This is a genomic window from Bacillus sp. OK048 (assembly GCF_900103525.1).
Taxonomy (GTDB): Bacteria; Bacillota; Bacilli; order Bacillales; family Cytobacillaceae; genus Neobacillus.
In genome coordinates this window covers 216,441-241,541 of the sequence record NZ_FNHN01000006.1, presented here as the reverse complement: position 1 = coordinate 241,541, position 25,101 = coordinate 216,441, and the positions used below count along the sequence as shown (strand labels likewise).

The 25,101-nt window shown below is 38.7% G+C and carries 20 protein-coding genes; all 20 read right to left on the bottom strand.

Features of this window, described 5'->3' with window-relative positions; all coding sequences use genetic code 11:
- Positions 1-36: 36 nt before the first annotated feature.
- Positions 37-1,824, bottom strand: coding sequence for a S9 family peptidase (locus BLR86_RS13200; RefSeq protein WP_090762130.1), 1,788 nt, complete (start codon positions 1,822-1,824; stop codon positions 37-39).
- Between the two features lie 126 nt (positions 1,825-1,950).
- Positions 1,951-2,844 (bottom strand): aminoglycoside phosphotransferase family protein, encoded by an 894-nt coding sequence (locus tag BLR86_RS13195; RefSeq protein WP_090762128.1) that lies wholly within the window; start codon positions 2,842-2,844, stop codon positions 1,951-1,953.
- A gap of 131 nt (positions 2,845-2,975) precedes the next feature.
- Positions 2,976-3,482, bottom strand: coding sequence for a DoxX family protein (locus BLR86_RS13190; protein ID WP_090762126.1), 507 nt, complete (start codon positions 3,480-3,482; stop codon positions 2,976-2,978).
- Positions 3,483-3,807: 325 nt separating this feature from the next.
- On the bottom strand, positions 3,808-4,623 hold the full coding sequence (locus tag BLR86_RS13180; RefSeq protein ID WP_090762121.1) for an alpha/beta hydrolase: 816 nt from the start codon (positions 4,621-4,623) through the stop codon (positions 3,808-3,810).
- A gap of 44 nt (positions 4,624-4,667) precedes the next feature.
- Positions 4,668-5,729, bottom strand: a complete 1,062-nt coding sequence (locus tag BLR86_RS13175) for a Gfo/Idh/MocA family protein (RefSeq protein WP_090762119.1) — start codon at positions 5,727-5,729, stop codon at positions 4,668-4,670.
- A gap of 18 nt (positions 5,730-5,747) precedes the next feature.
- Positions 5,748-6,716, bottom strand: coding sequence for a sugar phosphate isomerase/epimerase family protein (locus BLR86_RS13170; protein WP_090762117.1), 969 nt, complete (start codon positions 6,714-6,716; stop codon positions 5,748-5,750).
- 171 nt (positions 6,717-6,887) lie between these two features.
- Entirely contained in the window at positions 6,888-7,913 is a 1,026-nt protein-coding gene (locus BLR86_RS13165; RefSeq protein ID WP_090762115.1) for a Gfo/Idh/MocA family protein, read from the bottom strand.
- Positions 7,914-7,955: 42 nt separating this feature from the next.
- On the bottom strand, positions 7,956-8,726 hold the full coding sequence (locus tag BLR86_RS13160; protein WP_090762113.1) for a sugar phosphate isomerase/epimerase family protein: 771 nt from the start codon (positions 8,724-8,726) through the stop codon (positions 7,956-7,958).
- 119 nt (positions 8,727-8,845) lie between these two features.
- The gene (locus BLR86_RS13155; protein WP_090762111.1) at positions 8,846-9,703 is read right to left on the bottom strand and encodes a MurR/RpiR family transcriptional regulator; all 858 of its coding nucleotides are present in this window, start codon (positions 9,701-9,703) and stop codon (positions 8,846-8,848) included.
- 74 nt (positions 9,704-9,777) lie between these two features.
- Positions 9,778-10,755 carry a Gfo/Idh/MocA family protein gene (locus BLR86_RS13150; RefSeq protein ID WP_090762109.1) on the bottom strand — a complete coding sequence of 326 codons (978 nt, stop codon included), beginning with the start codon at positions 10,753-10,755 and terminating at the stop codon, positions 9,778-9,780.
- A complete protein-coding gene (locus BLR86_RS13145; RefSeq protein ID WP_090762107.1) occupies positions 10,752-11,762 on the bottom strand; it encodes a Gfo/Idh/MocA family protein in 1,011 nt (336 codons plus the stop codon). The genes BLR86_RS13150 and BLR86_RS13145 overlap by 4 nt, the downstream gene beginning before the upstream one ends.
- 118 nt (positions 11,763-11,880) lie before the next feature.
- A complete protein-coding gene (locus BLR86_RS13140) occupies positions 11,881-13,764 on the bottom strand; it encodes a beta-N-acetylhexosaminidase (protein WP_090762106.1) in 1,884 nt (627 codons plus the stop codon).
- A gap of 69 nt (positions 13,765-13,833) precedes the next feature.
- Positions 13,834-14,712 carry an ROK family protein gene (locus BLR86_RS13135; protein ID WP_090762105.1) on the bottom strand — a complete coding sequence of 293 codons (879 nt, stop codon included), beginning with the start codon at positions 14,710-14,712 and terminating at the stop codon, positions 13,834-13,836.
- 42 nt (positions 14,713-14,754) lie between these two features.
- Positions 14,755-16,293: a DUF4127 family protein gene (locus tag BLR86_RS13130; RefSeq protein WP_090762103.1), complete on the bottom strand. Its 1,539-nt coding sequence runs from the start codon at positions 16,291-16,293 to the stop codon at positions 14,755-14,757.
- Positions 16,294-16,305: 12 nt separating this feature from the next.
- Positions 16,306-18,225: a type 1 glutamine amidotransferase family protein gene (locus BLR86_RS13125; RefSeq protein WP_090762101.1), complete on the bottom strand. Its 1,920-nt coding sequence runs from the start codon at positions 18,223-18,225 to the stop codon at positions 16,306-16,308.
- A gap of 99 nt (positions 18,226-18,324) precedes the next feature.
- Positions 18,325-20,796 (bottom strand): DUF4855 domain-containing protein, encoded by a 2,472-nt coding sequence (locus BLR86_RS13120; protein WP_090762099.1) that lies wholly within the window; start codon positions 20,794-20,796, stop codon positions 18,325-18,327.
- A 73-nt stretch (positions 20,797-20,869) separates the two neighbouring features.
- Positions 20,870-21,487: a YesL family protein gene (locus BLR86_RS13115; RefSeq protein WP_090762097.1), complete on the bottom strand. Its 618-nt coding sequence runs from the start codon at positions 21,485-21,487 to the stop codon at positions 20,870-20,872.
- A 35-nt stretch (positions 21,488-21,522) separates the two neighbouring features.
- Positions 21,523-22,308: a carbohydrate ABC transporter permease gene (locus tag BLR86_RS13110; RefSeq protein ID WP_254782330.1), complete on the bottom strand. Its 786-nt coding sequence runs from the start codon at positions 22,306-22,308 to the stop codon at positions 21,523-21,525.
- A gap of 134 nt (positions 22,309-22,442) precedes the next feature.
- Complete coding sequence (locus BLR86_RS13105) at positions 22,443-23,381, bottom strand: carbohydrate ABC transporter permease (RefSeq protein WP_090762093.1); 939 nt, start codon at positions 23,379-23,381, stop codon at positions 22,443-22,445.
- Positions 23,382-23,575: 194 nt separating this feature from the next.
- Positions 23,576-24,886 (bottom strand): ABC transporter substrate-binding protein, encoded by a 1,311-nt coding sequence (locus BLR86_RS13100; protein ID WP_090762091.1) that lies wholly within the window; start codon positions 24,884-24,886, stop codon positions 23,576-23,578.
- Positions 24,887-25,101 lie beyond the last annotated feature (215 nt).

Here is a 25,101-nt window from a genome sequence, read left to right as displayed (position 1 = left end):
ACAAAAAAGCCAAGCAGTCCGCCATGCTTTCGGTAATTAGTTTGGCCCTAGGTATTTTTCAAGAAATTCAGCCATCATCGAATACGAATTTAGTTTATTTTTTAATTTTACCATCGAATGTCCTTCCTCTTCGATACGAATAAATGTAACAGGATGGTTCCGATCCTTTAGTTTAATGACCATCTGCTCGGATTCTTGAATGGAGACTCGCGGATCATTTACACCATGAATAACCATTAATGGGGCGGTAATTTTATCAGCATGATTCAACGGGTCAATTTGGTCAAAGTAATCTCCATCTTTTTCAATCGTTCCATATTCTGCTTCCCGCAGTTTTTTCCGCCAAGGGCTTGTTGTTTGTAAGAATGTTCGAAGGCTGGACATTCCCACAATATCGATACCAGCTGCCCATAATTTTGGATAGTGGCTGAGTGCAGCAAGCACAATAAATCCACCATAGCTGCCACCTACAATCGCTATTTTCTCCGGATTAATCTCCCCTGTTTTTTTAAGCCATTCCACTAGATAGATGACATCCTTCAGGGCGTCCATTCGGTTGCGGCCATCATCAAGGTGAGTGTATGTTTTTCCATAACCCGTACTTCCGCGGATATTGGGAGCAGCCACCGCATAACCTTGGGTTAAAAAATATTGTAAAAAAGGGCTGTAGACAGCACGAGTTTGACTTTCGGGTCCTCCATGAATATAGACTACAAGTGGGGATCCCTCGTCTCTATGATTAGGCTTAAAGTAAAAAGCAGGTATCAGACGTTGGTCAAACGATGGAAACGATATGATCTCAGGCTCAACTAATTTTTCCTCCAGGATTGGAGCACGTGAGATGTACGTAACCCGCTTGGCTTGGAGGGTGTTAAATTCAACCTCCCAGATATCAGAGGGATGCGCAGGTCCATTTAAGACAAACCCCACCTTTAGTTGATCAGGTGTAAATCTAAGATTGCTAATCACTCCCATTGGAGTCTCCCATGTATACAGCATACTTTGAACCAGGTCTACCAGATAGCCCTTCGATATTCCTCCTTCGTTCATGGAGAAAGCTAATTTATTTTTATCCTTATTCAAAACCAGGTCTTCAAGATCCCACTCTCCCTGCTCCAGCCAAGTCAATTGTTTACTGGCTATGTGAATGAATCCGAGTCCAAAGAATTCTCTGTCCTGATTCGTTAATAGGTAGATATGATCCCCATCCTTATTAAAATGAATATCTTTATAGCTAGCTTCCCCCTTATGCACTGTAATCCAGTCCATTTTTCCAGTTAAAAGTGAAAATACCCCTAAATCATGATCAAGGGGCGAGTTTGCTTTTTTAATCAATAGTGATTTTCCATCTGGAAACCATTTTTCAACTAAATACGTCCCTTCGGCCGCAAACACAAGTTGGATTTCCAATGTCTCCAGATTTTGAATATAAACATCTAAAGAATGTTGACTTCGGCGGTTGCTGGACCATGCAATCCATTTCCCATCGGGAGAGCTGTCACCAAACAAATGAATATGTTCAGGGGAGTTGGTCAGCGGTACTTTTTCGCCGTCCTCTTTTATTAAGTACAATTGCTCCTTTTCATTTCCATCCACGTCCATCCCAATAATAAGATCCGATGTGCTGGCAATATATTTAATAAAGGTGATTCCTTTCTTGGTAAAAGACGTTTGGGCAGGCCACCTAGCCTCTCGGTCAAGCTCCCATACCTGTGGTAACCCCGTAAAATCAGAAATAAAGCTAATTTTCTTTCCTTTAGGATCGTATTCAAAACTTTTCACCATACGTACATGAATAAAAGGGTCAATCGTTATTTTATCCATTCCATTACCACCATTCCTAAATTGAGTTATCATTACTCCATTCTATTTAGGAATAGCTCATATCATTCTGTATTTATTGAATGCAAAAAGAGTATTCGGAGGTTGAATCGTCTTTTTTATATACCGCTATTCTAGAAACTCAATGAACCATTTCACACATTGATAGGTGGTTTCCCAATCCGCCTGGTCCTCTATCCCCCAGCAAGCATAAAGTGTCCCTAAAGCCACTGCTGCTTTTAACAAGCGTTGCCGGTCTAGCCCTAGCTGATTACTGATTGTATCCACTCGGAGTTTCAGGATGCTTTTTGGATCAGTTTTTGACTCTAGCTGATTCACCAAAAAGGATACCACATCAAAGTATGAATCACCTGCGACTCCTTTTGGATCAATCGCCATCCACCCCTGCTGCTTGGAATACAAAATATTTTCATGATGTAAATCACCGTGAAGCAGCTCTGGTCCAGCTGATGTATCCTCGATATACTTGAAAAAATCCTCTGCTAACAGAACATGATCATGGGAAATCGGTCCATGGGGAAAGTTTTTCCGATAGCGCGGCAGCCCCGCGAACCAGTGTATGAGTGATGGTGTTGATGTTCCATTAGGTACAGGTCTGCGAATCTCTTTCCATACTTTTATAAATGTTTCCACAACAAGCATTTCATCCTTTTCTTCTGAAAGCATCCTTCCAGGAATGAGCCGCTCTAACAGCATCACACCATTCTCCGGATCAGTCTTCAGCAGTTTGGCACAGCTATTTCCATCATACGCCTGCAGGGTTACTATCTCATTTCGCGTATCAAAATTGGGCACACCGAGCTTTAAAATCAACCGGGTTCCCTCTGAAGTGTTTACCTTAATTACATAATTATAAGAGAGATTCTCAACAGGGCCATCACTGGTAAGATTCCATTTTTGTAAATAAATTTGGACAGTATCCTCCAATGTTTCTAACCAAAGCTTCCCATCGAAGCCAAAGGCGTTGATAATTTTTTCTTGAAAATCACGAGGTATTTTCATCAAACAAGATTCTCCTTACTATATTCCATTTCACAAATTAATAATTCAACATCCCCAGTACCAATCCCTTTTTTAGGGGGAAAAAGATTAAAGACGATTCGCAGGGACGAATCGTCTTTAGATAAATCAATTTATGCAGTAGCTCTAGCCTTATCTCTTCCAAATGTTCTGCGGATGAATGGTACCACCCAGCGATCTAAGCCGTATCTGCCTGCGTTGTATCCTGCTGTTAAGATAATGAAGCCTAAGAAAATATCTGTTGGGTTATGAGAAACAGTTCCTGCTAAGAAGAAGCTGAAGTTCATGACTAAGCCAAAGAATATTGCTGCTGTTGTTAAACATCCAAGAATAAGGCCTAAACCGATTAACGTTTCACCCCAAGGTACAATGTGGTTGAAGACATCAATATTTGGTAATGCAAAGCTTTCTAGGAAGTTAACATACCAGCCATAAACAATGTTGCCGTCTAGACCTTTAACTGGATTTGCGATTGCTCCTTTTAAGAATCCAGAAGCATCAAATGCACCACTCTGTAGTTTTCCTAGACCTGCAGTGAACCATGCGTAACCAAGATATAAACGAATAACAGTCAAAATAACTGTTGCGACATTACTTTCTCTTAAAAATTTATTAAACATATGTCATTCCGCCTTTCAAAATTTGCTTACTCTTTATATTTACACTATAGTTGATTTTAAACATTAACAACATGGAGATAGTGTTAAGTTCACAATTTGTTTGAAATGATTTGACGGATTTTTGAACAGCTAACCTACTCAATATTTTCCCCTCATTAAGATTGGTTATGCCACGGTCAGATACCACGATTGTGATAAAATAAGATTTGATGTTTCCCATTAAATACATTAATTGAGCTCCAATAAAAAAGGATATCCTAATAAAACATTAGGATATCCAATACTCAATTTATCTCGTATAACGTTAGTATCGCAGATATTGCCCCTACCCAAAGAAGTTCTTCACTACATCAATCACTTCTGTCTCATAACGTGCAGAGGTGTAGCAATGGTCACTTCCATGAATCCAATGGAGAGAGCCCTTTTCTGCAAAAATTTCGGCCAGTCTCCATGAAACAAGAGGCGGGACAGCATCATCATGTGTGCCATGAATCAACTGCACTTCGGCGGTAACCTGCTTTGCTGCCTCATAAATATTGAGTCCGAACACATCCTCGAGTAAGGATTTTCCGACCACATTGCCGCCGAGATCAATGGCTCCCGTTTCGATGTAATGGAGTAATGCTTCCCCATATAATTTTCTTGATAAAACATCCTGCATATTCGCTGCTGGACTTAGCAAAATGAGTTTCTTTACCTGCTCATGTAAAATTGAAGCGGCTAAAATAGAAACGGCCCCGCCCATACTAAATCCAAGCAGATTCATAAAATTCGCATCGACATACTCGAAATTAACAGCATAGTCAAAAATGGCTAAGCAATCTTTCACTTCAGATGTCATCGTCATGTCGATTAACTGACCATCACTTTCCCCGTTGCCAATAAAATCAAAGCGAAAGCTAACGATTCCCTTATCCGCCAATACATCCGCCAGCTTTTTAAATATAAAATGAGATTCGCCTTTATGCCCGGTAAACCCATGATTAAATATAACCGCTGGAAACGGACCCTCCCCTTCTGGTTTTGTCATCATTCCCCTGATGGTCATTCCGTCTCTCAACACTTCAAAATGTTTTATTTCCACCACAGCACAACCTTCTTTTAAAGTGGTTACCTTCGATTGAACATATGTTTTGCGCAAAAAGAGGACAGTAGACCTCCTAAAAGGCAGCTACTATCCATTTTTTATAACGAAACTTTAATAATCACATTCTTTTCTGCAGATTCAACAATGATTTCCATCAATTTCGATAACCTCAATACCTCTTCATTTTTTACTATTGGTTCTTGTCTTTTCTCGATTACTGATACTAGATTATCATAGAAATGCTCATCCAACTCAATTGGTTCCGGAAGCGGATGGGTAGTGGTCGCTTCCTCACTTGGAGGTGCCATGGTTTTGGTTAAGCCTTGGCCTGCTTTAATTGGTTTTGGTGCTGGGGCAACTACATCTCTATTTTGGATAATAATTTTACCGTTATTACTCCAATCTTCAATAACTGCAGTCCCTTCAGTCCCTTTAGCATACCATCTAGGCAGACTAATAAAGTTGGTTGTACCCACTTCTACTAACGCTCTAGCTCCATTTTCAAAAGTTATAATGGTTTGAAAGCCATCATCGACTTCATCGCCTAAAATATAGCTGAGGTTTGCATAGACACTTGAAATATTGCTATCTACCATAAACAATAGCTGGTCCAAAAGGTGGACGCCCCAATCAAGTAACATCCCTCCACCATTCTCTTTTAAATGACGCCAATCGCCTGGAATACCATTAGCGCCATGGACTCTTGATTCAACGTGGAATACTTCACCAATTTTTCGATTATCATAGATACTTTTTATCGTTAAAAAATCTTCATCCCAGCGGCGATTTTGGTGAACCATAAAGACTTGATCCGTATTCTTTACAGTATCCATGATTTCAATTAGTTCTTCACTATGAATCGTAACCGGTTTTTCACAAACTACATGCTTACCGGCAGCAATTGCTTTTATGGCAATTTCCTTATGAACATCGTTCGGAGTGGCAATTAAGACAATATCGACAAACTCATCGGCAAGTAATTCATCTAAACTATCGAAAACTTTATAGCCATCCTCCATACCTGCTTCATTTCTATTAGGTTTACTGTCATATACACCATAAACCTTGACTTGCTTATGGTCTATCAGGATATAGCGGGCATGGTAAGTTCCCATACCACCATATCCAACGATCGCTAGGTTATATATAATTTTTGTCATTATGTCCTCCCTAAACCCTTATACCCACCATATGTCTGCAGGTGTTTCTCGGATTAAGACATCCTTCAAGTTTTTCACTGCGCGATTAAAGCCTTCATCAATAGACATTAATGGGTCCTCATGTTCAATGCTAACCACATAATCATAGCCATAAGTAAGTAGTGCACTCAGCATATTAGACCATTCCTGCATGCCATGACCACAGCCGACACTTCTAAATGTCCAAGCGCGTGTTTGTACATTACCATATGGCTGCATATCAGTTAAACCATACATATTGACATTATCCTGGTCGATATAAGTATCTTTCGCATGGAAGTGATGAATCGCTCCAGCTTTTCCAAGTATTTTAATAGCTGCGACAGGATCAATTCCTTGCCACCACAAATGGGAAGGATCAAGATTAGCCCCGATTGCATCACAGGTTTCCTCTCGAAGCTTCAACATTGTATATGGTGTATGAACAAGGAAGCCACCGTGCAATTCTAGTCCGATTTTAACATTATGGGACTGTGCTAATTCACCAATTTCCTTCCAGTATGGAATCAGTTTGTTTTCCCACTGCCAAGTTAAAATATCGGCATATTCAGTTGGCCAAGCTACAACTGGCCAGTTAGGCTGTGTGGCATTTTCACTATCACCTGATGTTCCAGAGAAGCAATTCACTACAGGTACACCTAGCAATGAAGCTAATTTGATTGTTTTTCTTAAAGTTTCATCAGATTGTTTTGCAAATTCCTTATCCGGAGAAATCGGATTGCCATGGCAACTAAACGCGCTGATGATTAATCCGCGGGAAGTAACCGCCTTTAAATATTCTATGCGCATTTGTTCATCCGCTAAAAGCTCATCTAATGGGCAGTGGGCATTTCCTGGATATCCTCCAGTCCCAATTTCAATGGCATCAAGACCGGATGCCTTTACATGATTAAGCATTTCTTCAAATGACATCTGAGAAAATAGTACTGTAAAAACTCCTAATTTCACTCTAAAACCCTCCTTCTTTTTTTGAAGCAAAGCTGGGACAACGGGTCGGGTCCATTGCCCAACTTGTATTTTACAATGAATCTGGGATTGGGACAGGGGGTCTGTCCCTTAGTCCAGCTATAGGAAAGTCTAAATTCGTCAATCGGTGAGTTTTTTCTTGCATTTAACCTATCACAGAGAAACAATTCTCTTGGATACTTGAGACTCAATCGCTGCCAAGATAATTTCTAAGGATTTTTTACCTTCTTCTCCAGTTATTAGCGGCTCCTTATCTTCTAAGATAGCTTCAACAAAATGATCGATGACATTGGTAGTTGTTTGTCCGCCATCTTCATTGGTTTGAATTTTACTTAATTTATGGTAAATCACTTCACCATTTTGATATTGTTCAATCAAGGAATACTCAGGGTCTGCTTCTATTTTTAAAACTCCCTTTTCACCATAGATGATGGTAGAGTTATCAGCGCTGTTGGAAGTATAAGCCCAGCTTGCAGCTAACGTTCCAATTACGCCATCAACTGTTCTTAAAATACAGACGGCATTATCGTCTACCTCTGAGAAGTTCTTCGCATTGGTTTCAATGAAACTTCCAACCTCTGAAAATTCACCAAGCAGATAACGCATTAAGTCGGCTTTATGAACACCAAGGTCACCCATCGCACCAATGAAAGCTTGCTCTTTTTTGAAGAACCAGCTTTCTGCTCCGTCAATGCTCCAGTCTTCTGGACCGCCATGGCCAAAGGTAGTTTTAAAGCTGGTAATTCTACCAAGTTTACCGCTATTGATAATTTCTTTAGCTTTTTGGTGTGAAGCAACAAAGCGTTGGTTATGACCAATCATCAATTTTTTGCCGTTTTCCTTAGCTGCGGCAATCATAGCTTCTGCTTCTTCACTGGAAGTAGCCATTGGTTTTTCACACAATACATGTTTTCCTGCATTTAATGCGTCAATTGAAACTGGTGCATGCAGGTAGTTTGGCAAGCAAACACTAATAACATCTACTTCTCCAAGTTTTAAAAGTTCTTGATAATCCGTGAACGCCTTCGCACCATATTTTTCAGCCATTTCTTCCGCACGTTCCGGAACAATATCACATACAGCTGCGATTTCTACATTTTTATTTAACTGATACTCTGGTAAATGACGATATCTTGCAATACTTCCACAACCAACTACCGCTACTTTTAATTTACTCATATTCTTAATTCCTCCAATTGCATTTTTTTTGCAAGCGTCAAGTTATTTATTTAAATAAGGAAGCTTAGTTTTTAAGTAATTCAAGCTGATTCCAATGCTTTCAAATGGATCCAGGCGGCAAACATCCTGTTCAACCACCCACCATTTCACACCGGCTTCTTCACCTTTATTCAGTACAGCCTCAATATCTACTCCCCCTGTACCTAATTCAGCGAATGCTCGTTCCTCGTCAGTCGTCATATCTTTTAAATGAACAATTGGTGTACGACCCCGATATTTTTCGATCCATTCAACTGGATTTTCACCAGCCCTTTGAAGCCAGTAAATATCGAGTTCAGCCTGTAAACTTTCTGCCCCGATAGCTGAATAAATTGTTTCTAAAACAGATTTACCGCTTGTTGCTAATGTCCTCAATTCAAAATCATGATTGTGGTAAGCAAGTGATAGCCCCGCTTCAGTTACAACTGGTCCGGTACTTTTCAAGAAACTGATCAGAGATTGGTAGCCTTCTTCGGTTCGATCTGCTTCAAGAATATATGGACAGACAATGTACTCACAGCCTAAAATTTGATGGTCCTCAATTACTTTGGACAAATTCCGTTTCATTTCCACTAATGGCACATGACTTGAAGCCGCTTTCAATCCGAATTCTTCTAGTACATTTCGAATTTCTTGGGGGGAGTGACCATATAGTCCGGCAAGTTCCACGCCATGATAGCCAAGCTCTGCAACTTTTCTTAGAGTGCCGATAAAATCCCTCTCACAATATTCTCGTAATGTATACAATTGAACAACAACAGGAATCTCTCTCATATTTTCGCCTCCATTTACATTTTATAAAAACGCTTTCAAAACAGGTAAGGTGCGACTGCCCGCCGCACATTAAAATAACCCACCTATAATCATATAGGTTTTAGGTGGGTTTTTTGGTATTAATACAGCTTATCCAAAACAGACTCTGCCGTATTCTTAATCGCTTTTGTCGAGCGTTCTTTTAAACCTAATGCCGCCTTTGTCGATAAGATATCTAATAAGAAAAGTTGTGCGATTTTAGATAAAAAAATTCCGCCTTCAAATGGAGATTCTTTATTGGCCGAGAGTAGTTTGATATCAGCATATTTAGTAATTGGTGATCTTGCCTGATTGGTAATGCAAATGATAAAGGCTCCATTGTCATCTGCAATTTTTAGGGCATCGATTACATCTTTTGTACTGCCAGATGAGGAAATAGCAATCACCACATCATTCGGTCCTAATAATGAAGCAGTCATGGCCATAATATGAGAATCAGATACATGTTCTGTGTTATATCCCAGTCTCATAAATCGGTACTTTCCATCTAAAGCAGTAAATCCCGATGAACCTACACCATAGAAATAGATTTTTTGAGCCAGGTTTATTTTTTCTATAGCTTTTTCAATATCCCTTTGTTGATTTAAAGACTGGGTATCATTGATGCTACTATTAAATTGAATAGCAATTTTCTTTGAAATATCCTCAATTGAATCATTTTCATCTATTTTCCCGTATACTTGCTTATCATCATTCATTAGATTTTGAGCGATCGCTAACTTAAAATCCTGAAACCCTTTATAGCCTAGCTTTCTACAAAATCGAAGCACAGTCGTATCGCCGACCTCTGTTTTTTCTGCCAAATCGGTCACTGACGAATAAACCGCTTCTTCATGATGTGTCAGAATATAGTCCGCTACTTTTTGTTCAGTTTTCGTAAGTGAATTATATACGGATTGTATGACTAATAAAGGGTTTACCTTTTCTACCTTTGCCATAAGTCTTTCTCCTTTATAACGTCAAAGTAAATTTTAAACAGAACGGAGATTTATTTCCCCTTAATAAATACATTTTACCCAATCTTCACTGGTTTTTTATCCATAAATGATTGATAGGCTCCCAGTGCCACTTCAGCGGCTTTCATTCCGTCGACTCCAGAAACAAGTGGAGCTTTTCCTTGTTTTATACTTTCGACAAAATCTTCAAGTAGACCAGCATTCATATCATCTCCCCAACCTACCCATTGTGCACCACTTTGATTTGAATACATGGTCACCTTCTGGTCAAAAGCATCAACTTTTACCGTACCGTTGGTTCCAATAATTTCAAGTGTGACATCCCCCCAGGTGGGATAGGCCTTGTTCCTCGACCAGCTGCAGTCTAATGTTGCAAACATACCATTACTAAATTCCATTGTTAAAATTCCACTGTCATCGATCGGAACATCGCTAAACATGCTAGTTCCGATTTCTGCGTATACTTCCTTTACTTCGGCTCCGGTGTACCATCTCATAATATCCACTACATGAACTGTATGATCTAGAACAGCACCGCCGCCGGATTTATCTTTTTCAACAAACCAGCCGCCCGGATTAGATCCCCTATTGGTTCCTTTAATAGCTAGAATTTTTCCTAACTGACCTTGGTCAACGAGTTCCTTAACTTGTTTAACTGGGACATTAAATCTTACAGGAAAAGCTGTTTCTAATATTACATGATGGTCCTTGCAAACTTTAATCATTTCTTCCATTTCTTCTTTATTCACACCAAGCGGTTTTTCACACAATATATGTTTTCCCGCTTCAGCTGCTGCCAGCACATGCTGATAATGCATGCTATTTTCCGAAGTTATCACAACCGCATCAATATCTGTATTCAATAGTTCATGGAAATCAGGATAATACGCTGTTTCAAATTGAGTAGCATACTTTTTCCCTCTTTCCTCATTGTCATCTGCAATTCCTGCAATCATTACACCTTCCATACTTTGTAAAGCAGCCGCATAATCAAAGGCATGAAGGTGGGCAAAACTGATAATTCCTATTTTCATGATAAGGTATCTCCTTTACTGTCCAAAGTAACAGGGAGTCCTGTTTTTAAAGACTTTAAGGCCGCATAGGAAATTTCCATTGCCTTATATGCATCTTCAGCTGTTACAATCGGGGTCAGTCCATCCTGCAGGCATTTTAAAAAGTGTTCAAGTTCAACGAAATAGGGTGATTTCTTTAATGGACTATGAGGAACAGCTACTCCGCCATGTTCTTCACCATTTGATTTAACATCTATTAAAACTGGTTCTTCCTTTATACTGTCGTACTCTATAATTCCACCTTTACCAGCAAATTCAAATTGTGTGGAGAAGGTATTATGTGCCCAGGTTCCTTCTACATGGGCCATTACCCCCGATTTAAATCGTAAGGTGACTAAAGCATAATCCAGTTTTCCAACCTCGCGTCCAGCAAGTCCCTTTGCATATACTCTTTCGACTTCCCCTAAGGTCCAGCGCAGAAAATCAAAATCATGGATGATTAAATCAAGGATGACTCCGCCGCTTTTATTTAAATCAGCATACCAATCGTCCCATCCTTCGGGAAAGTGTCCCCCGCGCTTTGTTCGAACCACTCCCACTTCTCCAATTGATCCACTTTTCACCAGTTCTCTAGCCTTTTTATATTGCGGGAAAAACCGGACTACGTGCCCAACGAATAATTTCACATGTTTCACGTTGCAATATTCGATCATCTCTTTTGCATCTTCCAGATTATAGGCCAGTGGTTTTTCACAAATAACGTTAATACCATAATCTGCAGCTTTTAAAACATATTGTTTATGTAAAAAAGTAGGCACGCAAATATCGATTACATCAATGTGTTCAAGGCTTTTGACCGCTTCCTCAAGCGATTGAAAAACTCTAGTTTCTTCTGATAACCTGATTTTCTCAGCCCGCTCTTTGTTTAGATCGACGATGCCTGCTAGCTTAACATGATTCATTGAATTATAGGCTAAAGCATGTTCTTTGCCCATTGTCCCAGCACCGATCAACAATACATGTTGCATAATCTCACTCCTTTTGGAAAGATGAATAATTTTTACAATTTGTTAGAATATCACAAATTCGCTTTAGTGACTATAATCAAAAACTATATTCATAAACCATCTATTCGCTAAAGAACGATTAGTCGGAAAAAACACTATTCGATACAATACGATGGTATAAATTTCTTCCCAGCGTTCCTTCTTCGCCGAAAGTATAAATTCCATTATAGAAAAGCCGCTCCGCTTCAAGTTCCTCAATTCTAACCGTTGGATCATCAAGCCATTCTTGTACCCGCTCTTCGGCACTATGAATTCTTGTTAAAAGCCCTCCATATCGAATATCCAAAACTTCCCATCCGAAAGGCTTATTGGTAGAAAACCATAGTTTTTTGTGGGCCAGGCGTAATTTTTCCACATCTTTTCTTAATGATGATAGTTTTTCTGAACAAGCATGCACCGCATCCTTATCAGCTTGGTCATAAGCATTTTTTAGATTAATACCTAATTCTGCCTTCACACTCAGAACTCGTGCCAGTTCCTCATAGAAATGAAATAAAAGGTTCATATCGTGATTTTTTCCCTTGGCGTCATGCAAAGGCTGAATTAATTTTTCGTAATGCTGCGCGATCGGGAATCCTTCAATATTTTTATCATATAAACCGATTAGAATATCCTGCCAAAGAAGAAATTTAGAAGGATTGGATTCATATAAATTGTCCTTCATCACACCTGGCGTTTCATCAAAGTGATTGAGCAATAAAAAGTCCTCCAAATGATAACCAGTGCAAAATTCAAACCGTTCCGCTAGATGTTCAGGACCTACTTCTTGATGGTAGGTGTACTCTGCATATAATTGCATCCCTGGTAAAACTGTTTGAATTGGGGTTTCCGCTCCATTATCTCCCCACATCGTGGCAAAAACCTCTTTAATACCAAATTTTTTATTTGCCTTTAAAGCTGCTTCTGTTGTTCTGAATGCTTTTCCATAATTTGGTGCAATGCCATTCCAGGTCCATAATCCACCAGCAAAAATGGGTTCGTCAACCAACAATTTATGCATAGTCAACATTTTTTCATAATGACTTTCTTCGGTGTGATAGTAATCCCAGTAAACCATTTGTACATTTGGAATCATTTTTATAATCTCTTCTGGTATTGTTGCATCTTTATCATAGTAGTTGCCGACCTTGGAGGCTAAACGGAAATACATATCACTCCAAATCATGGGCTTCAAATCTAAGTCCTCAGTAATATGAATGACTTGTTTAAGATGTTGGTTCATAATTTCGAATCGGTTATGATACCCGTTTAGTTCCAGATATTTTCCTAATCCAAGCTCATGAGCCTCATCCATACCTATATGAATCCGGTTCGAACGATAAGGTTTGGTTGCAGATTTAATGATAGTCCTTAAAAATTCATAGGTCTTTGGTTCCCCTGCTAGTAAAATACTTTCTGTATCCCTAAATTCATTGGAATAATTCCACTTTAATGCTTCCTTTAAGTGTGCTAGGGTTTGGATGCAAGGGATCATCTCAATGCCCAATTCTTCTGCATAATCGTCACAGATTTTTATCTCTATTTCAGAGTATCTTCCACGCATATAACCAAAGTATGGATATTCCGGAACTTCATATGTATCCTCTGTGTAAAGCATTGCTAGATTTAACCCCATAACCGCCATTTTACGAAGCAGCATTTGAATCCCATCTGTTGTTAAAACGGCATTTCTCGATGCATCAATCATGACACCGCTCGTTTCAAATTGTGGGTGTTCGACGATATGAAATTCTTTACTCTTTTCGAAGTTTTGCAGCCATAATCCTAACGCTCTATAAAAATGGATCTTTTTTTCAAAACAAATCTCCCCTTGCCCATTCGCATTTTTCACTTCAATTGGGCCAGGTCTTTTTACAACCGAAATGGGATACCCATCACTACCAATTGTAAAGTTTAATTCCTCAGACAAATGGCTAATGCCGGTTAGTAGTTCTGAAATACTTCCAGTTACTTGTAATTTCATAGAAATTCCTCCTTTTGAAAAAATGATTAACCCCTCCACCATTTATGTAGATTCATAAAACATTAACGTCTACATACTTTGCCTATCGATAAAATGGTAAACAGCACCTATTATCCCTGAATGGTTAGAGTATTTTGCAAGTGACAGCTTGGTGTTTTTATGGATAAGTGGATTCGTATATTTCTCTACCACGCCATTTACCTCTTGTAAAAACCGTTCACCTCTTCCAGAGATGCCCCCACCTAGAACAACAACTTCAGGATTAAAAATATAGATAAGATTTGCTATGCCAATTCCTAGATGCTTGTAAAATTTCTCCACAGCCTTAGTCATTCCAGGATCACCATTATCAAAGAGCGTAAAGATTTCCTCACCCGTCCATTCTCGGTTTTCCTTATACTTTTTAGCTAGGTTAATCAAGCCAGAAATAGATGCTATCTTTTCAAATGGTTTGCCCTCAACAAGCATATAGCCCCACTCTCCGGCACTGAAGGAATGGCCAGAGTACAACTCGTTATTTAGAACGATTCCTCCGCCGATACCTGTTCCGATGGTTAATACAATAAAATCCTTTGCCAAGTGATTACCCTTCCATTTTTCACATAGAGCAGCACAATCTACATCATTCCTGACTTCTACTGGCAAGTTTACTGCATCTGAAACCAATTTTTTGATTTCCAAGCCTTGATAATTTGGAATTGTATCTCCCGCTGCGACAATGGTTCCTGTATTAAAATTCACCTGTCCGGCTGTGCTAATTGCGATCCCTTCAAATTCCTCTTCCAGCTTGGCCTCATTTGTTTTATTGATTACTTTTTCGACGATTGCTTTTCCGCCAAGATATGCGTCGGTATCCATATGTGAATGGCGAATGACATTCCCTTCTTCATCCACAACTCCAAACTTAATATGTGTGCCGCCAATATCAAATGCCAGATACTTTTTCATGGTATAAAGCCTACCTTTACTAAATTCCATTAAACATAAAAGTTAGTGATAATGAACCTTGAGCCCTACCTCAAACATTCTTTTCCAAGGTGAATATACTTGCTCCAGTTTTATGTGTACCAGTTCCGGTGTATTCAAATTCTCTTGGATAAAATCTTGGAGTTTTTCTTTGATTAGCTCTTCCATTTCATGGAGTTTTAGGGAAATATCAAAATAGTTTGCTCCAAACCGCTCGATATCATTTTGAAGAATGTCATGCTTCACAACTGCCTGATAGCCCCAATCCTCAATTAATCTTGCATAATAGAATTCTCTTCCCTGTTTTAAAAATTTTGATGGATCATGATTACGATTAAAAGCTTCTATTATTAAATGAGCGATGACAGTACCTAACGTATTACCCGATGTGTTCCAACCGGCATAGCAAGGCAACCTATCCACTAGTTTATTATCACGAAGGAGGTTCATTAGGATCACATCACTGCCATTACAGAGCGCTACATCCCCAACACCTACAACTTTCCCCTGGTCCAAATAAGAGCTAATCAAAGTAACAAATTCCTGATAATGAATCTCCGAAAAATAGGAAGGATCGCGCTCACTAAGCTTATGGGCAGGTTCTGCAATATCGTCTTGGCTTACTGCTGGTGAATGAATCATTAAGATGCCATCTGCACTCGTTGAATCATCAGTAATCAGTCCACCTGCTGCGGCAATTTGTGATGTTACACTTTCTCCTAATGGGCGATCTTCCAGTTTTGGAATAATCAAAGGTCCCTTTGTTGATGAATATCGGGTAAAAATAGTTGGCTTAAAGTTGTGAATGGTACAAAATACTCTCGAAAACAAGGTACAACCTACTTCATCTGCACCAGGATAAATTGCCACTTTCTCACTTATTCCCAAGTTCAAGACACTTTGTACAAGAGCACGCTGCTCCTTCGTGCTAAACCCATATTCCGCATTGTCATCTAGAGGAATGATTAAAAAGTCGATGATTTCCTCCTTTACAAGCTGCAATGCGTGGTGATTAGCTTGTGCATTTATTTTTCTCCGCTCCGTGTAATCTGATAGTACCTCGACTGGTATTTCCTTCTGTAATTGATTGAATCGATCTGTGTTATCAGTCACGATGGATCGATCTAGTTTATCTAAGAGCCTTCCATACAAGTGGAGCTTTTCTCCATAAAATGCATAATACTCTGGCTCTTCATCATCACTATTGTAAGCTGGGGACCTCATGATCAGGTTATTGGCATAGATTTTCATACCAGGATTCTTTTTCTTTAATTCTTTTAGTATGGTTAACCTGGTTAAGACTTCTTCAGGATGTAAATGATGAAGCCGTGATGGAACAATTCCGCCATAAAGAAGCATATCAAGTGACACAATCAGATAATCCGCATGAACCGTTTCTTTCTCCAGCCAGGTTACTAATTTCTTATAGGGCGCTGGCTGTTTTTTGTTACCTACTAGTTGTTTGTCTGGTACTATAAAATGTAAATCGGTCATTGCGGCTAGCTGAGAAGGGTATATGTAATTACATGGTCTTTCATCTAATGGTAGATAAACAATTTTCATTTCCCGCCTCCACTAATAATGCTTCCTTAATTGATCCTCTAAAAGTCCCATCAATAGCCCGCTTGAAATTTCTGCCACAGTCCATCCGGATTCAATAGCCCAAGGTCCCCATCCCATATCTGCAGGTGAACCAACTACTTCCATTCGTTCTACATCAAATGCCCGAGTCCATGCTCCATTGATTTGAGGATTCTCACTTTTTATTTGTGCATTTATAAAAAACTTACAGTTTTCAGTCCATAAATCCTTAAACAGTGAGTCGCCTGTTACCCAATAAGCTTGAATAAAACCGATAGGCAGCCAATTATTGGAATAAAGCATATCCACGATTGGGTCACCATTTTTCGCAACAAGGGAACTTTCACCCTCACCCATTTCATGACGCATACTAGCTTTATAACCTGTATCCTGTTCTAGGTAAGCACCTGATTGATGTTGGAAGTTTTGAAGGTCATTCGTCACTCTATATAACCAGGCTTTATGTTCACTATTATTTGAAACCCAATACAACCAGCTTAAAGGCAAAATTAGCCGACAATATTCTTCAGTCTCACTTTGCTCGCGAATTGTATCTGGATAAATACTCATTATTGTGGTTAAACCTTTGATCGCCGTTTCTTTAAATGCTTCAATATTTGTTACTTTATAGGCCAACAGTAATGCTGCATAGTAATAAGCATTGTAATGGGCGGATGGGAAATTTCCAGGCCTTTCTTTGAGTTCCTGTAATTTTCCCTTCGTTAAGTCGATGTTATCTGTCCTTGCTACCCTCGTACCATCTGTCCCGGTTGTTTGTACTAAAAACCTCAGTGCATGAACACATGCCTCTAGATGCTGATCTGTTTTTAGATAGTAGCATTTTAACAATTGGGGTATGAGGGCTCGGGCAACATCATCTTGATAACAAACTCCCCATGCTTCATTCGTCCATCGCATCATTCCGAATAAATCTCCAGGTTCCATACAAAGATAATTTTCAAATACAAAGTCCGATAAATTCTCAGAGACTTTGAGACTCCTAGGGTCACCATACAATAAATAATCAAGCAGGTATGGCAGTGAAATTTCACCAATACAATCTGCTCTTAAAATCTTACTAATCCGCTGGCTCCCATCACTGTAAATTTCTGTTCCCAATCCTTCGATGGCTCCGCTTTTTCCTTCATCTAAAATAATTCCGGCATTTTCAAACCAATCCTTTGCTGCGTGAGCTGTTTCCTTTAGTTGAACCTCAAAAGGAAGAGTTGGATTAGCTGATATAGTTGAATAAGCAGGTTGATAATCCTCTAAGTTGATATCCTGTTCAAGTAACCATTCCATTATAAATGCAATGACCTTCTTCACTTCATCCCAAGGACCAAAACGGGATTGCTTAAAGGAGCTTATTTGAAATGAACATATCAATAAATTTTCCGGTGTATCAAACCATAAACCGCGATCAGAGATTTCCGTATAGGTTTCATCCGTCACCTCAATAGAATCATGGGCGTGCTGTCTAACAAACTGCAGCATCGGAATTTCCTTACTGCAGGTGATATCGTGGGGTTTCAATCGCATACCGCACTGATTTTCAATCAAAGTTCCAACCTTCAAGTCCTTTATCGTTGGTTCAGGTGAACAGTAAACTAAGCGCTCATACCTGGTTCTCTCTGGTGGAGAAGAATAAACATGGCCAATACTTGCCACATATTCTACAAATGTCTTTTTTCCTTTAAGTATTTGCTCTTCAATCGCCCTGCGGCTCTTTGGATCTAGTAATAATGGTTCATCACTCACACCGCCAAGAATGGCAATACCATCAAAATCATTTAAATCTGTTTTTGTGATTTCCTCTGTAGGTAAGACAATGACTTCTGAAGCTGATTGTTCTACTAATAAATTTGAAAAATCACTCCTCTTATTTGTAAAAACAACGACTTTATTATTCTTCATGCCACTACCTCCGGGAATTCCAGTTAATTTTTCAATAGAAAGAGGCGGAAAATGTTTTTTAGTTATTTTATTTTCCGCCAACTCTTTCCAAATGGGATTTTATGGGTTATTTTTTACTTTAATATCTTTTGTGAATACTCTGGTCTTTTCGTTATAAGTTACTTTTACCTGGATGGTCGCTTTACCATTTTTTAATCCTGTCACGATTTGTTGATTCTCTCCAGTATCGCTATCTCTAATTGTTAGAACATCCTTTTTAGAAAGAATCGACCACTCATATTTCATATCCTGCCAAGGTATCTTGTAGCCATTATTGAAAAAGCTTTGAAGGGACAAAGTAGCTTCGTCGTTTATAGCTAGGACAGAATCGCCACCTTTTACCACATCGCGGTTCCAAGGGGATACCTCTACAACTGCTGATTCAGCTTCGATTCCATTCACAAACGCACGAATGGCCGCTTTTCCTTCTTTTAATGCTTTTAGTTGTCCATCAGCGTTTACTTCGATAATATCTGGAGCAGTACTTTCAAACCGAATATTTGTTTCAATTACCGGCTTCCCACTTTCATCAAGAACCGATTCATTGACAACTGTAGGTGTCCAAATACTGCCGATATCCATTGTTGGTACTTTTGAGGGCAACGAAATGGAATACTTCGGAACTTGGGTAATAGTTTCATATTTATTGAGTTTTATATTATCGAAATACAATGTAGCACCATTTGTTGCGAACTCATCCATTTTCAAGGTCATTCTGATTATATTAGTAAGATCGGCCCCGTCTGCGGCTAGCTCATCCAACATGATTTCTACCTGATTCCATTGCTTAGGCTGAATTTTGACCTTTTTTTCTCTGGATGAAGCCCAACTGTAGGCATTATACATAAATTCCATTTTTAGGACTTGCTCCTTTTCTGTATCATTGTAAACAGCAAAGGAAATGGAATCATAGTCACTCCAATTTTCATTCGTAAAGTTTGTATACTGCCTGTCAGATCCATCCAATAATGGGGAATCCGAATCAATAAAGGCTCTTACTGGTCCCCATCCGTTCGGGAAGGATGCCTTAAGTGATTGTTTACCAGAAAAAGTGTGTTCCTGGCTAAATGATCGGCCCACTACGCCATTGCCACCGACATTAAACTCACCTTGGAAATCACTAACTGTGTAGGACTCAAGTAAATTTTCACCCTTCGGATTGCCTAGAGTCACATCTCCGTAAACCGTTTCGTCAACAGGAATATCAAAGCTCAAGGTTTTGCTAGGATAACCTTCTTTTGTAAACGTAAAGGTATTTTTAATGGAAAATAGATCATTGACGATCATTCTTCCATCACGATCCGTCACTTCAATGGGTAAGCCATTTTCATCGGTTACGGTTACATCTGATAATGGCTTACCATCCCGGTCAACAACCCTGAGGTTTAGATTTCCTGTTGGTGGTGTATACTCACCTTTTGTGAAATGGTAGATATCGTTGTAAAATTGACGGCCAACCGGGCTCTTATGATGATACAAATCATGAATCGCATATACATCCTGGTAATAGGCGAGCATTGAATCAGACATATATTCATATTTCACTCCGCCTATTAAATAGTTATATAAAGCTTGACGATAATGCGGATCTTCAATGGCTCTTAAATCAAATTCCATTTCAATCCCTTGGTTATTGCCATAGGAAAGTTCTGCTGTTTCTTTAATTCGATCAATTGTTGTATCAGCTTGGAAGTAATGATTTGGTTGAACCAGTGTAAAGTCAAAGCCATGACGATTTCCATTTGCTTTTTCTCCAGCTCCTGACCAAGGAATCCACCCAAGACGCAAGTCCAGTCTATTCAAATATTCCGATGCATATTGAACATTCTCTTTTTCGCCAGGAACTGTTGTATCTAAATCTTCCTGGAGCCAGTAAAAGCCTGCAAGATTTAGATGTTTATAATTCCGTTCATTAAATCGGGAAACCATTTCATCAATGTACCACTTCACTAATTCATTACGAGTCTCTAAACTTTCTAAATTAGCAGAAGTCCCATCCCCTTTAAAATCGCCAAAGTCCTTGCTCTGAGGATCGGGAAAAGGAAGGGTTAGATATACATTCACTTTTTTGTCTTTATTATCTAAAGTAGAACCGACTTTTTTTACAGCTTTATCAAGGGCATCTAATTGCTGATTCTTCACAAATACCCGATCCATCGCCCATTTCCAGTCCTTCAACGTACCCGGTTTAGCCCCCTCAACCCATGAGTAATATCTTGCGAGACTTCCATTATAAGGTGATTTGGTAACCAGCATAAGAAAGGTATCGAAAAAGTAATCCTCTGCAATACCTTTATCATTTAAATACCCCACGTATGGCATAAACTTTTCTACATCATAATCCCCAATCTTTTCACCATCATAATTGGCTGGATCATAATAACCTGAATAGATTAATACCATATTCGAAGAATGATTGGTTTTTGGATCGTCCTTTGGTAAAAACTCTGCACGAACTGGAATCATCGGTGCGCCTAAAAATAAACAAATCGCAATAAAACAAAATATGATTCTTTTAAAATACCCCTTCATCTTTACACCCCACTCTTTTCATATTTTTAGTTCATGGACTAGGAACCTCATAAGTGAAACATGAGCTGTTGTTTTAAAGTGTAAGTTTCGCTTGCTGCTGTACGTTTTGCTTAACACCCTTCGTAGAAAAATCGAACAGTTTATAATTGATGAAACATAGTAGACTAAACACGCATAAGAATGGTAAAAAACGGAAAATATTTGATAGAAAAACGAGTAATCCGACAATTAGAATAAACACTAAAACTACCAGTGGCTTCGAAAAGGTTAAGTAAAAGACGTTTTGAAGCTGCTGCTTAAAGGTCATTTCATAATTCAGTAACAATGGATAAATGAGTAGACTCATTGAAATAATCGTAACAGCCGCAAATAACAGAAACGGTAAAAAGATAAATTGATAATGTTCCAATGATTTCATCAGCAACATAACACCGATTAAGACGATTATGGATGCCAATTGTAAAATACTAATCCATAAACCGCTCTTAAAATTCCGTTTTAATAGATTAAAAAATGTACGAGTAATAGGAGGCTCATTACCTTTTCTCCATTCCCGTATCATTCCCAGCATCGCCATCCAGGCAGGACCAATTGTTATAACAGGTAGTGAACTAAGAATGAATAACGCGTTTAAGTAGACAAAATTAGCTGCTACTTCTAATAATCCAGCTATTTTTCCATCATGCTCCATAATGAAACCTCCACTACTTACTTTTAAATTTCCTATTACTTAAATCCAGTCATCGAAATACCTTCAATAAATTGCCTTTGGACAAAGAAGTAAAGAATAACAATTGGTACTGTAAACATCGTGGCTGAAGCCATCAACATACTCCAATCGATTTGGTTAGAACCAATAAAGCCTCTTAATCCAAGGGATAATGTCCATGTTTCCGGATCATTCAAATAAATTAATGGTCCTAAATAATCACTCCATGCCGCTAGGAAGGTTAAGAGCGCCACGGTAAAAAGTACTGGCTTGGACAATGGCAAAATAATTTGCCAGTAAATCCTAAATTCTGATGCTCCATCCATTTTGGCAGATTCGGAATACTCATTCGGTATTCCCATAAAGAATTGGCGAAGTAAAAAGATATAAAAGGCGGCACCAAAGAAGTTTGGCAATATCAATGGCAATGTCGGAGCATTCTCCACAATTCCCATTTTGGTATATAAAACATATAACGGTATCATCGTTACCTGGTACGGTAAAATCATCGTAGCCATCATTATGTAAAACAGGACATTGCGGCCTTTAAATTTCATTTTTGCAAAGCCGTAAGCAACCAAAGGTGCCGATAATAATTGGCCCGCAACAGAAAATAGACAAATAACAACGGTATTCCAAATATACTTGAAAAACGGAATAGCTTGAGTTGCGTCTGTGTAATTACTCCACTGCCACTCACTTGGAAGCCATTTTGGAGGAATGGCAAATATTTCGTCCGGCGTTTTTAAGGATGTTAGGAAGAGCCATAAAAAAGGAACTAGGAATAAAAATCCTACTGACATTAAAATTGCATGAGGCAGGAAGCTCTTTTTAAGGACGACCGAAAACCTTCTTTTCCTTTTTTTAAGTATAAGTGGTTGTGGGGAATGCTGATTGGTAGCTTTCTTCCCATTTACTGAATATGAAGTGTTTGCCATTAATTCTCACCTCCGTAATACACCCATCTGGCAGACGTTCTAAAGATTACTAATGTTAAGATTAAAACGATAATGAACAGAATCCACGCCATGGCAGAAGCAACTCCATAATTCAGGAATTTAAATCCAGTTTGATAGAGATAAATAGCATAGAATAACATTGAGTTTTCAGGCCCACCTATGGATTGAGCTTGTGTACCGAGTACGTCCGCTTGTGTGAAAATTTGGAACGATCCAATTAAGCCCATAATTAACAGATAAAGAGTGATTGGCGAAATAGCTGGAATAGTAATGTGCCAAAACTTTTGCCATCTATTCGCACCATCAATTTCAGCTGCCTCATAAAATGTTCTTGGAACACCCTGTAGAGCTGCTAAGTACATAACTGTATTCGTTCCTGTCCCCCAGAAGCCCATGATGATAATGGCAAACTTCGTATATGCTGGATCCAGCAACCAGTTCGGCTCAATTAGTCCGATAGATCCTAGAAATTCATTTATTAGGCCATATTGAGAATTGAATAACCACATCCATAATAGTGAACTCGCAATAGCCGGAACTAACGTTGGCAGAAAATATATCGTCCGATATAGGGATTTACCCTTTACATTCATGTTTAAGATAACCGCCATTATAAGGGTGAATATTAATTGAGGAATCAACCCGAATATCGTAATAAAGACGGTATTATATAGCGATAAATAAAATTTATCGTCGGCAAATAATTCTGAATAGTTTTCCAGACCTACCCATTCTGGCGGATTAAAAAGATTATATTCTGTTAAACTGTAATACGCTGACATGACAATTGGATATAACTGAAACAGAACAAAGCCAATGATCCACGGACTTACAAATAGCAAACCTGTAAAAAATGTTTTGCGGCGCCTTTGTTGGGGAGATAATTCCTCTATTTTCTTGCCATTGATGCCAATCATTTATTTTTCCTCCTTTCGAACAAGACCGAATGGTATGTTGTGCACCATTCTACTCATCAGCAGCAAAATGTCGGATTGTATATAAAAGATAAATTATTTTCAAATCGTAAGGAGAAATTTAAAATATAGGCAATTGGCAAATTGCCAATTGCCTCAAACCATTTACATTGAACCTAAACTTCTACTATAGATTACTATTTTTTCTTTTTATTTTCTTTATCCGCAACAGGCTGAATTTTCTCTTTTACGTTGTCCATGGCTTTCTGTGCTGAAAGTTCACCTTTCAGTGCCTTTTCAGTTTGCTCAGACAATGCCTGTAAATATTCATTTATATAGACACTGTTTGGAAATCCAGTTAAATTCTCACTCTTAGCAGCTTCGTAGAATTCCCACATAATCTTCATGTCTTTATTTTCTGTCAACTTAGGATTGTCGAGAGCCGACTTTACAATTGGAATATTCCCTGATTCAATTGCATATTCAATTTGATTTTCTTCGGCTACAAGGAATTTCATGAAATCCCATGCTTCATCTTTGTGTTTTGCATTTTTAGGAATATACATAGCAGTTGGTGATACCATACCAGAACCCTTTAAATCAGGGCGATTTGCCGGATAAGGGAAATCGGCTACTCCGATTGGCCCATTTTCGACACGATGTTCGTTAAAGTTATTCTCCCAACCAATTAACATCGCTAATTTCCCTGTGAGAAGAGGATCTTGTGGTGTTTCCCATGCTCCCATACCCGAACGGATTTTATTGATTGCTTCAACACCGAATTCTTTATAAAATTCTTGTTGGAATGCAATAGCTTGGACGTTTTCAGGGTTATTAGGGGTTACTTCACCAGTTTTTTCATCATAGAAAGAACCGCCGAACATTACAGGCCAGAAAACGTTGTCAATCCAAGGATAGTCAGGAATAAATCCAATTTGAGTTAACTCACCATTTTCTTTTTTGGTTAGTTTTTTAGAATATTCAAGAAGCTCTTCCATCGTTTCAGGCGGATCGGTTAAGCCTGCGTCTGCAAACGCTTGTTTATTATAGAAAAGCTTAGAAGCCATACTCATTGTTAAAGGTAATCCATATTGAACATCCTCAACACGCATTCTTTCTGTAGCAGCAGGAATTAAGCCATCTAAATCAAATTTATCTTCGTCGATATACTTATTCAATGGCTCTAATGCTCCAGCTGACGCCCATGGTCCAACCATGTTCCAGTAAATATAAGCGATGTCTGGTGCATTTCCTCCTGAGATTGCAGTCAATTGTTTTTGATCATCCTGGGAGCCTAGAAATTTAACTGTTACTTTGTCCTGACTTTTATTATATTTTTCTACTAATGCTTCTAACGGACCAGAGTCTTTGTCACCTAGTACAGTCCAAAATTTGATTTCTACTTTTTCATCAGATTTTTTACTAGAATCTGTTCCTGCGTCCTTTGTACACGCGGTAGCAAATAGCAGTACTAGAATTACTGCTAACAATAACGAAAACTTTTTCATGATCTTAAGACCCCCATATTTTTAATAATTTTGGTTCATCGAGAAAACACGAAATCCACAAACTAGTAATCTGTAAATATCACCTCCCGAAATGAGTCGTTTTAGCTAAGTATGAAACTTCGAAGTTTCATATTTTTGCAGCCTAGCCCTACCTTTGTAACCGAATACATTTTTTAAAAAGGCAAACACTTTCACAACTTGTCTATTCTTCTCTG

What these genes read in the sequence shown, in the direction of transcription:
- BLR86_RS13140 (WP_090762106.1), bottom strand. Translation starts at nt 13,764, where the DNA reads ATGAAATTACAAGTAACTGGAAGTATTTCAGAACTACTAACCGGCATT.
- BLR86_RS13120 (WP_090762099.1), bottom strand. Translation starts at nt 20,796, where the DNA reads ATGAAGGGGTATTTTAAAAGAATCATATTTTGTTTTATTGCGATTTGT.
- BLR86_RS13190 (WP_090762126.1), bottom strand. Translation starts at nt 3,482, where the DNA reads ATGTTTAATAAATTTTTAAGAGAAAGTAATGTCGCAACAGTTATTTTG.
- BLR86_RS13105 (WP_090762093.1), bottom strand. Translation starts at nt 23,381, where the DNA reads ATGATTGGCATCAATGGCAAGAAAATAGAGGAATTATCTCCCCAACAA.
- BLR86_RS13145 (WP_090762107.1), bottom strand. Translation starts at nt 11,762, where the DNA reads ATGCAACATGTATTGTTGATCGGTGCTGGGACAATGGGCAAAGAACAT.
- BLR86_RS13115 (WP_090762097.1), bottom strand. Translation starts at nt 21,487, where the DNA reads ATGGAGCATGATGGAAAAATAGCTGGATTATTAGAAGTAGCAGCTAAT.
- BLR86_RS13150 (WP_090762109.1), bottom strand. Translation starts at nt 10,755, where the DNA reads ATGAAAATAGGAATTATCAGTTTTGCCCACCTTCATGCCTTTGATTAT.
- BLR86_RS13110 (WP_254782330.1), bottom strand. Translation starts at nt 22,308, where the DNA reads ATGTCAGTAGGATTTTTATTCCTAGTTCCTTTTTTATGGCTCTTCCTA.
- BLR86_RS13160 (WP_090762113.1), bottom strand. Translation starts at nt 8,726, where the DNA reads ATGAGAGAGATTCCTGTTGTTGTTCAATTGTATACATTACGAGAATAT.
- BLR86_RS13195 (WP_090762128.1), bottom strand. Translation starts at nt 2,844, where the DNA reads ATGAAAATACCTCGTGATTTTCAAGAAAAAATTATCAACGCCTTTGGC.
- BLR86_RS13175 (WP_090762119.1), bottom strand. Translation starts at nt 5,729, where the DNA reads ATGACAAAAATTATATATAACCTAGCGATCGTTGGATATGGTGGTATG.
- BLR86_RS13135 (WP_090762105.1), bottom strand. Translation starts at nt 14,712, where the DNA reads ATGAAAAAGTATCTGGCATTTGATATTGGCGGCACACATATTAAGTTT.
- BLR86_RS13165 (WP_090762115.1), bottom strand. Translation starts at nt 7,913, where the DNA reads ATGAGTAAATTAAAAGTAGCGGTAGTTGGTTGTGGAAGTATTGCAAGA.
- BLR86_RS13155 (WP_090762111.1), bottom strand. Translation starts at nt 9,703, where the DNA reads ATGGCAAAGGTAGAAAAGGTAAACCCTTTATTAGTCATACAATCCGTA.
- BLR86_RS13100 (WP_090762091.1), bottom strand. Translation starts at nt 24,886, where the DNA reads ATGAAAAAGTTTTCGTTATTGTTAGCAGTAATTCTAGTACTGCTATTT.
- BLR86_RS13200 (WP_090762130.1), bottom strand. Translation starts at nt 1,824, where the DNA reads ATGGATAAAATAACGATTGACCCTTTTATTCATGTACGTATGGTGAAA.
- BLR86_RS13130 (WP_090762103.1), bottom strand. Translation starts at nt 16,293, where the DNA reads ATGAAAATTGTTTATCTACCATTAGATGAAAGACCATGTAATTACATA.
- BLR86_RS13125 (WP_090762101.1), bottom strand. Translation starts at nt 18,225, where the DNA reads ATGAAGAATAATAAAGTCGTTGTTTTTACAAATAAGAGGAGTGATTTT.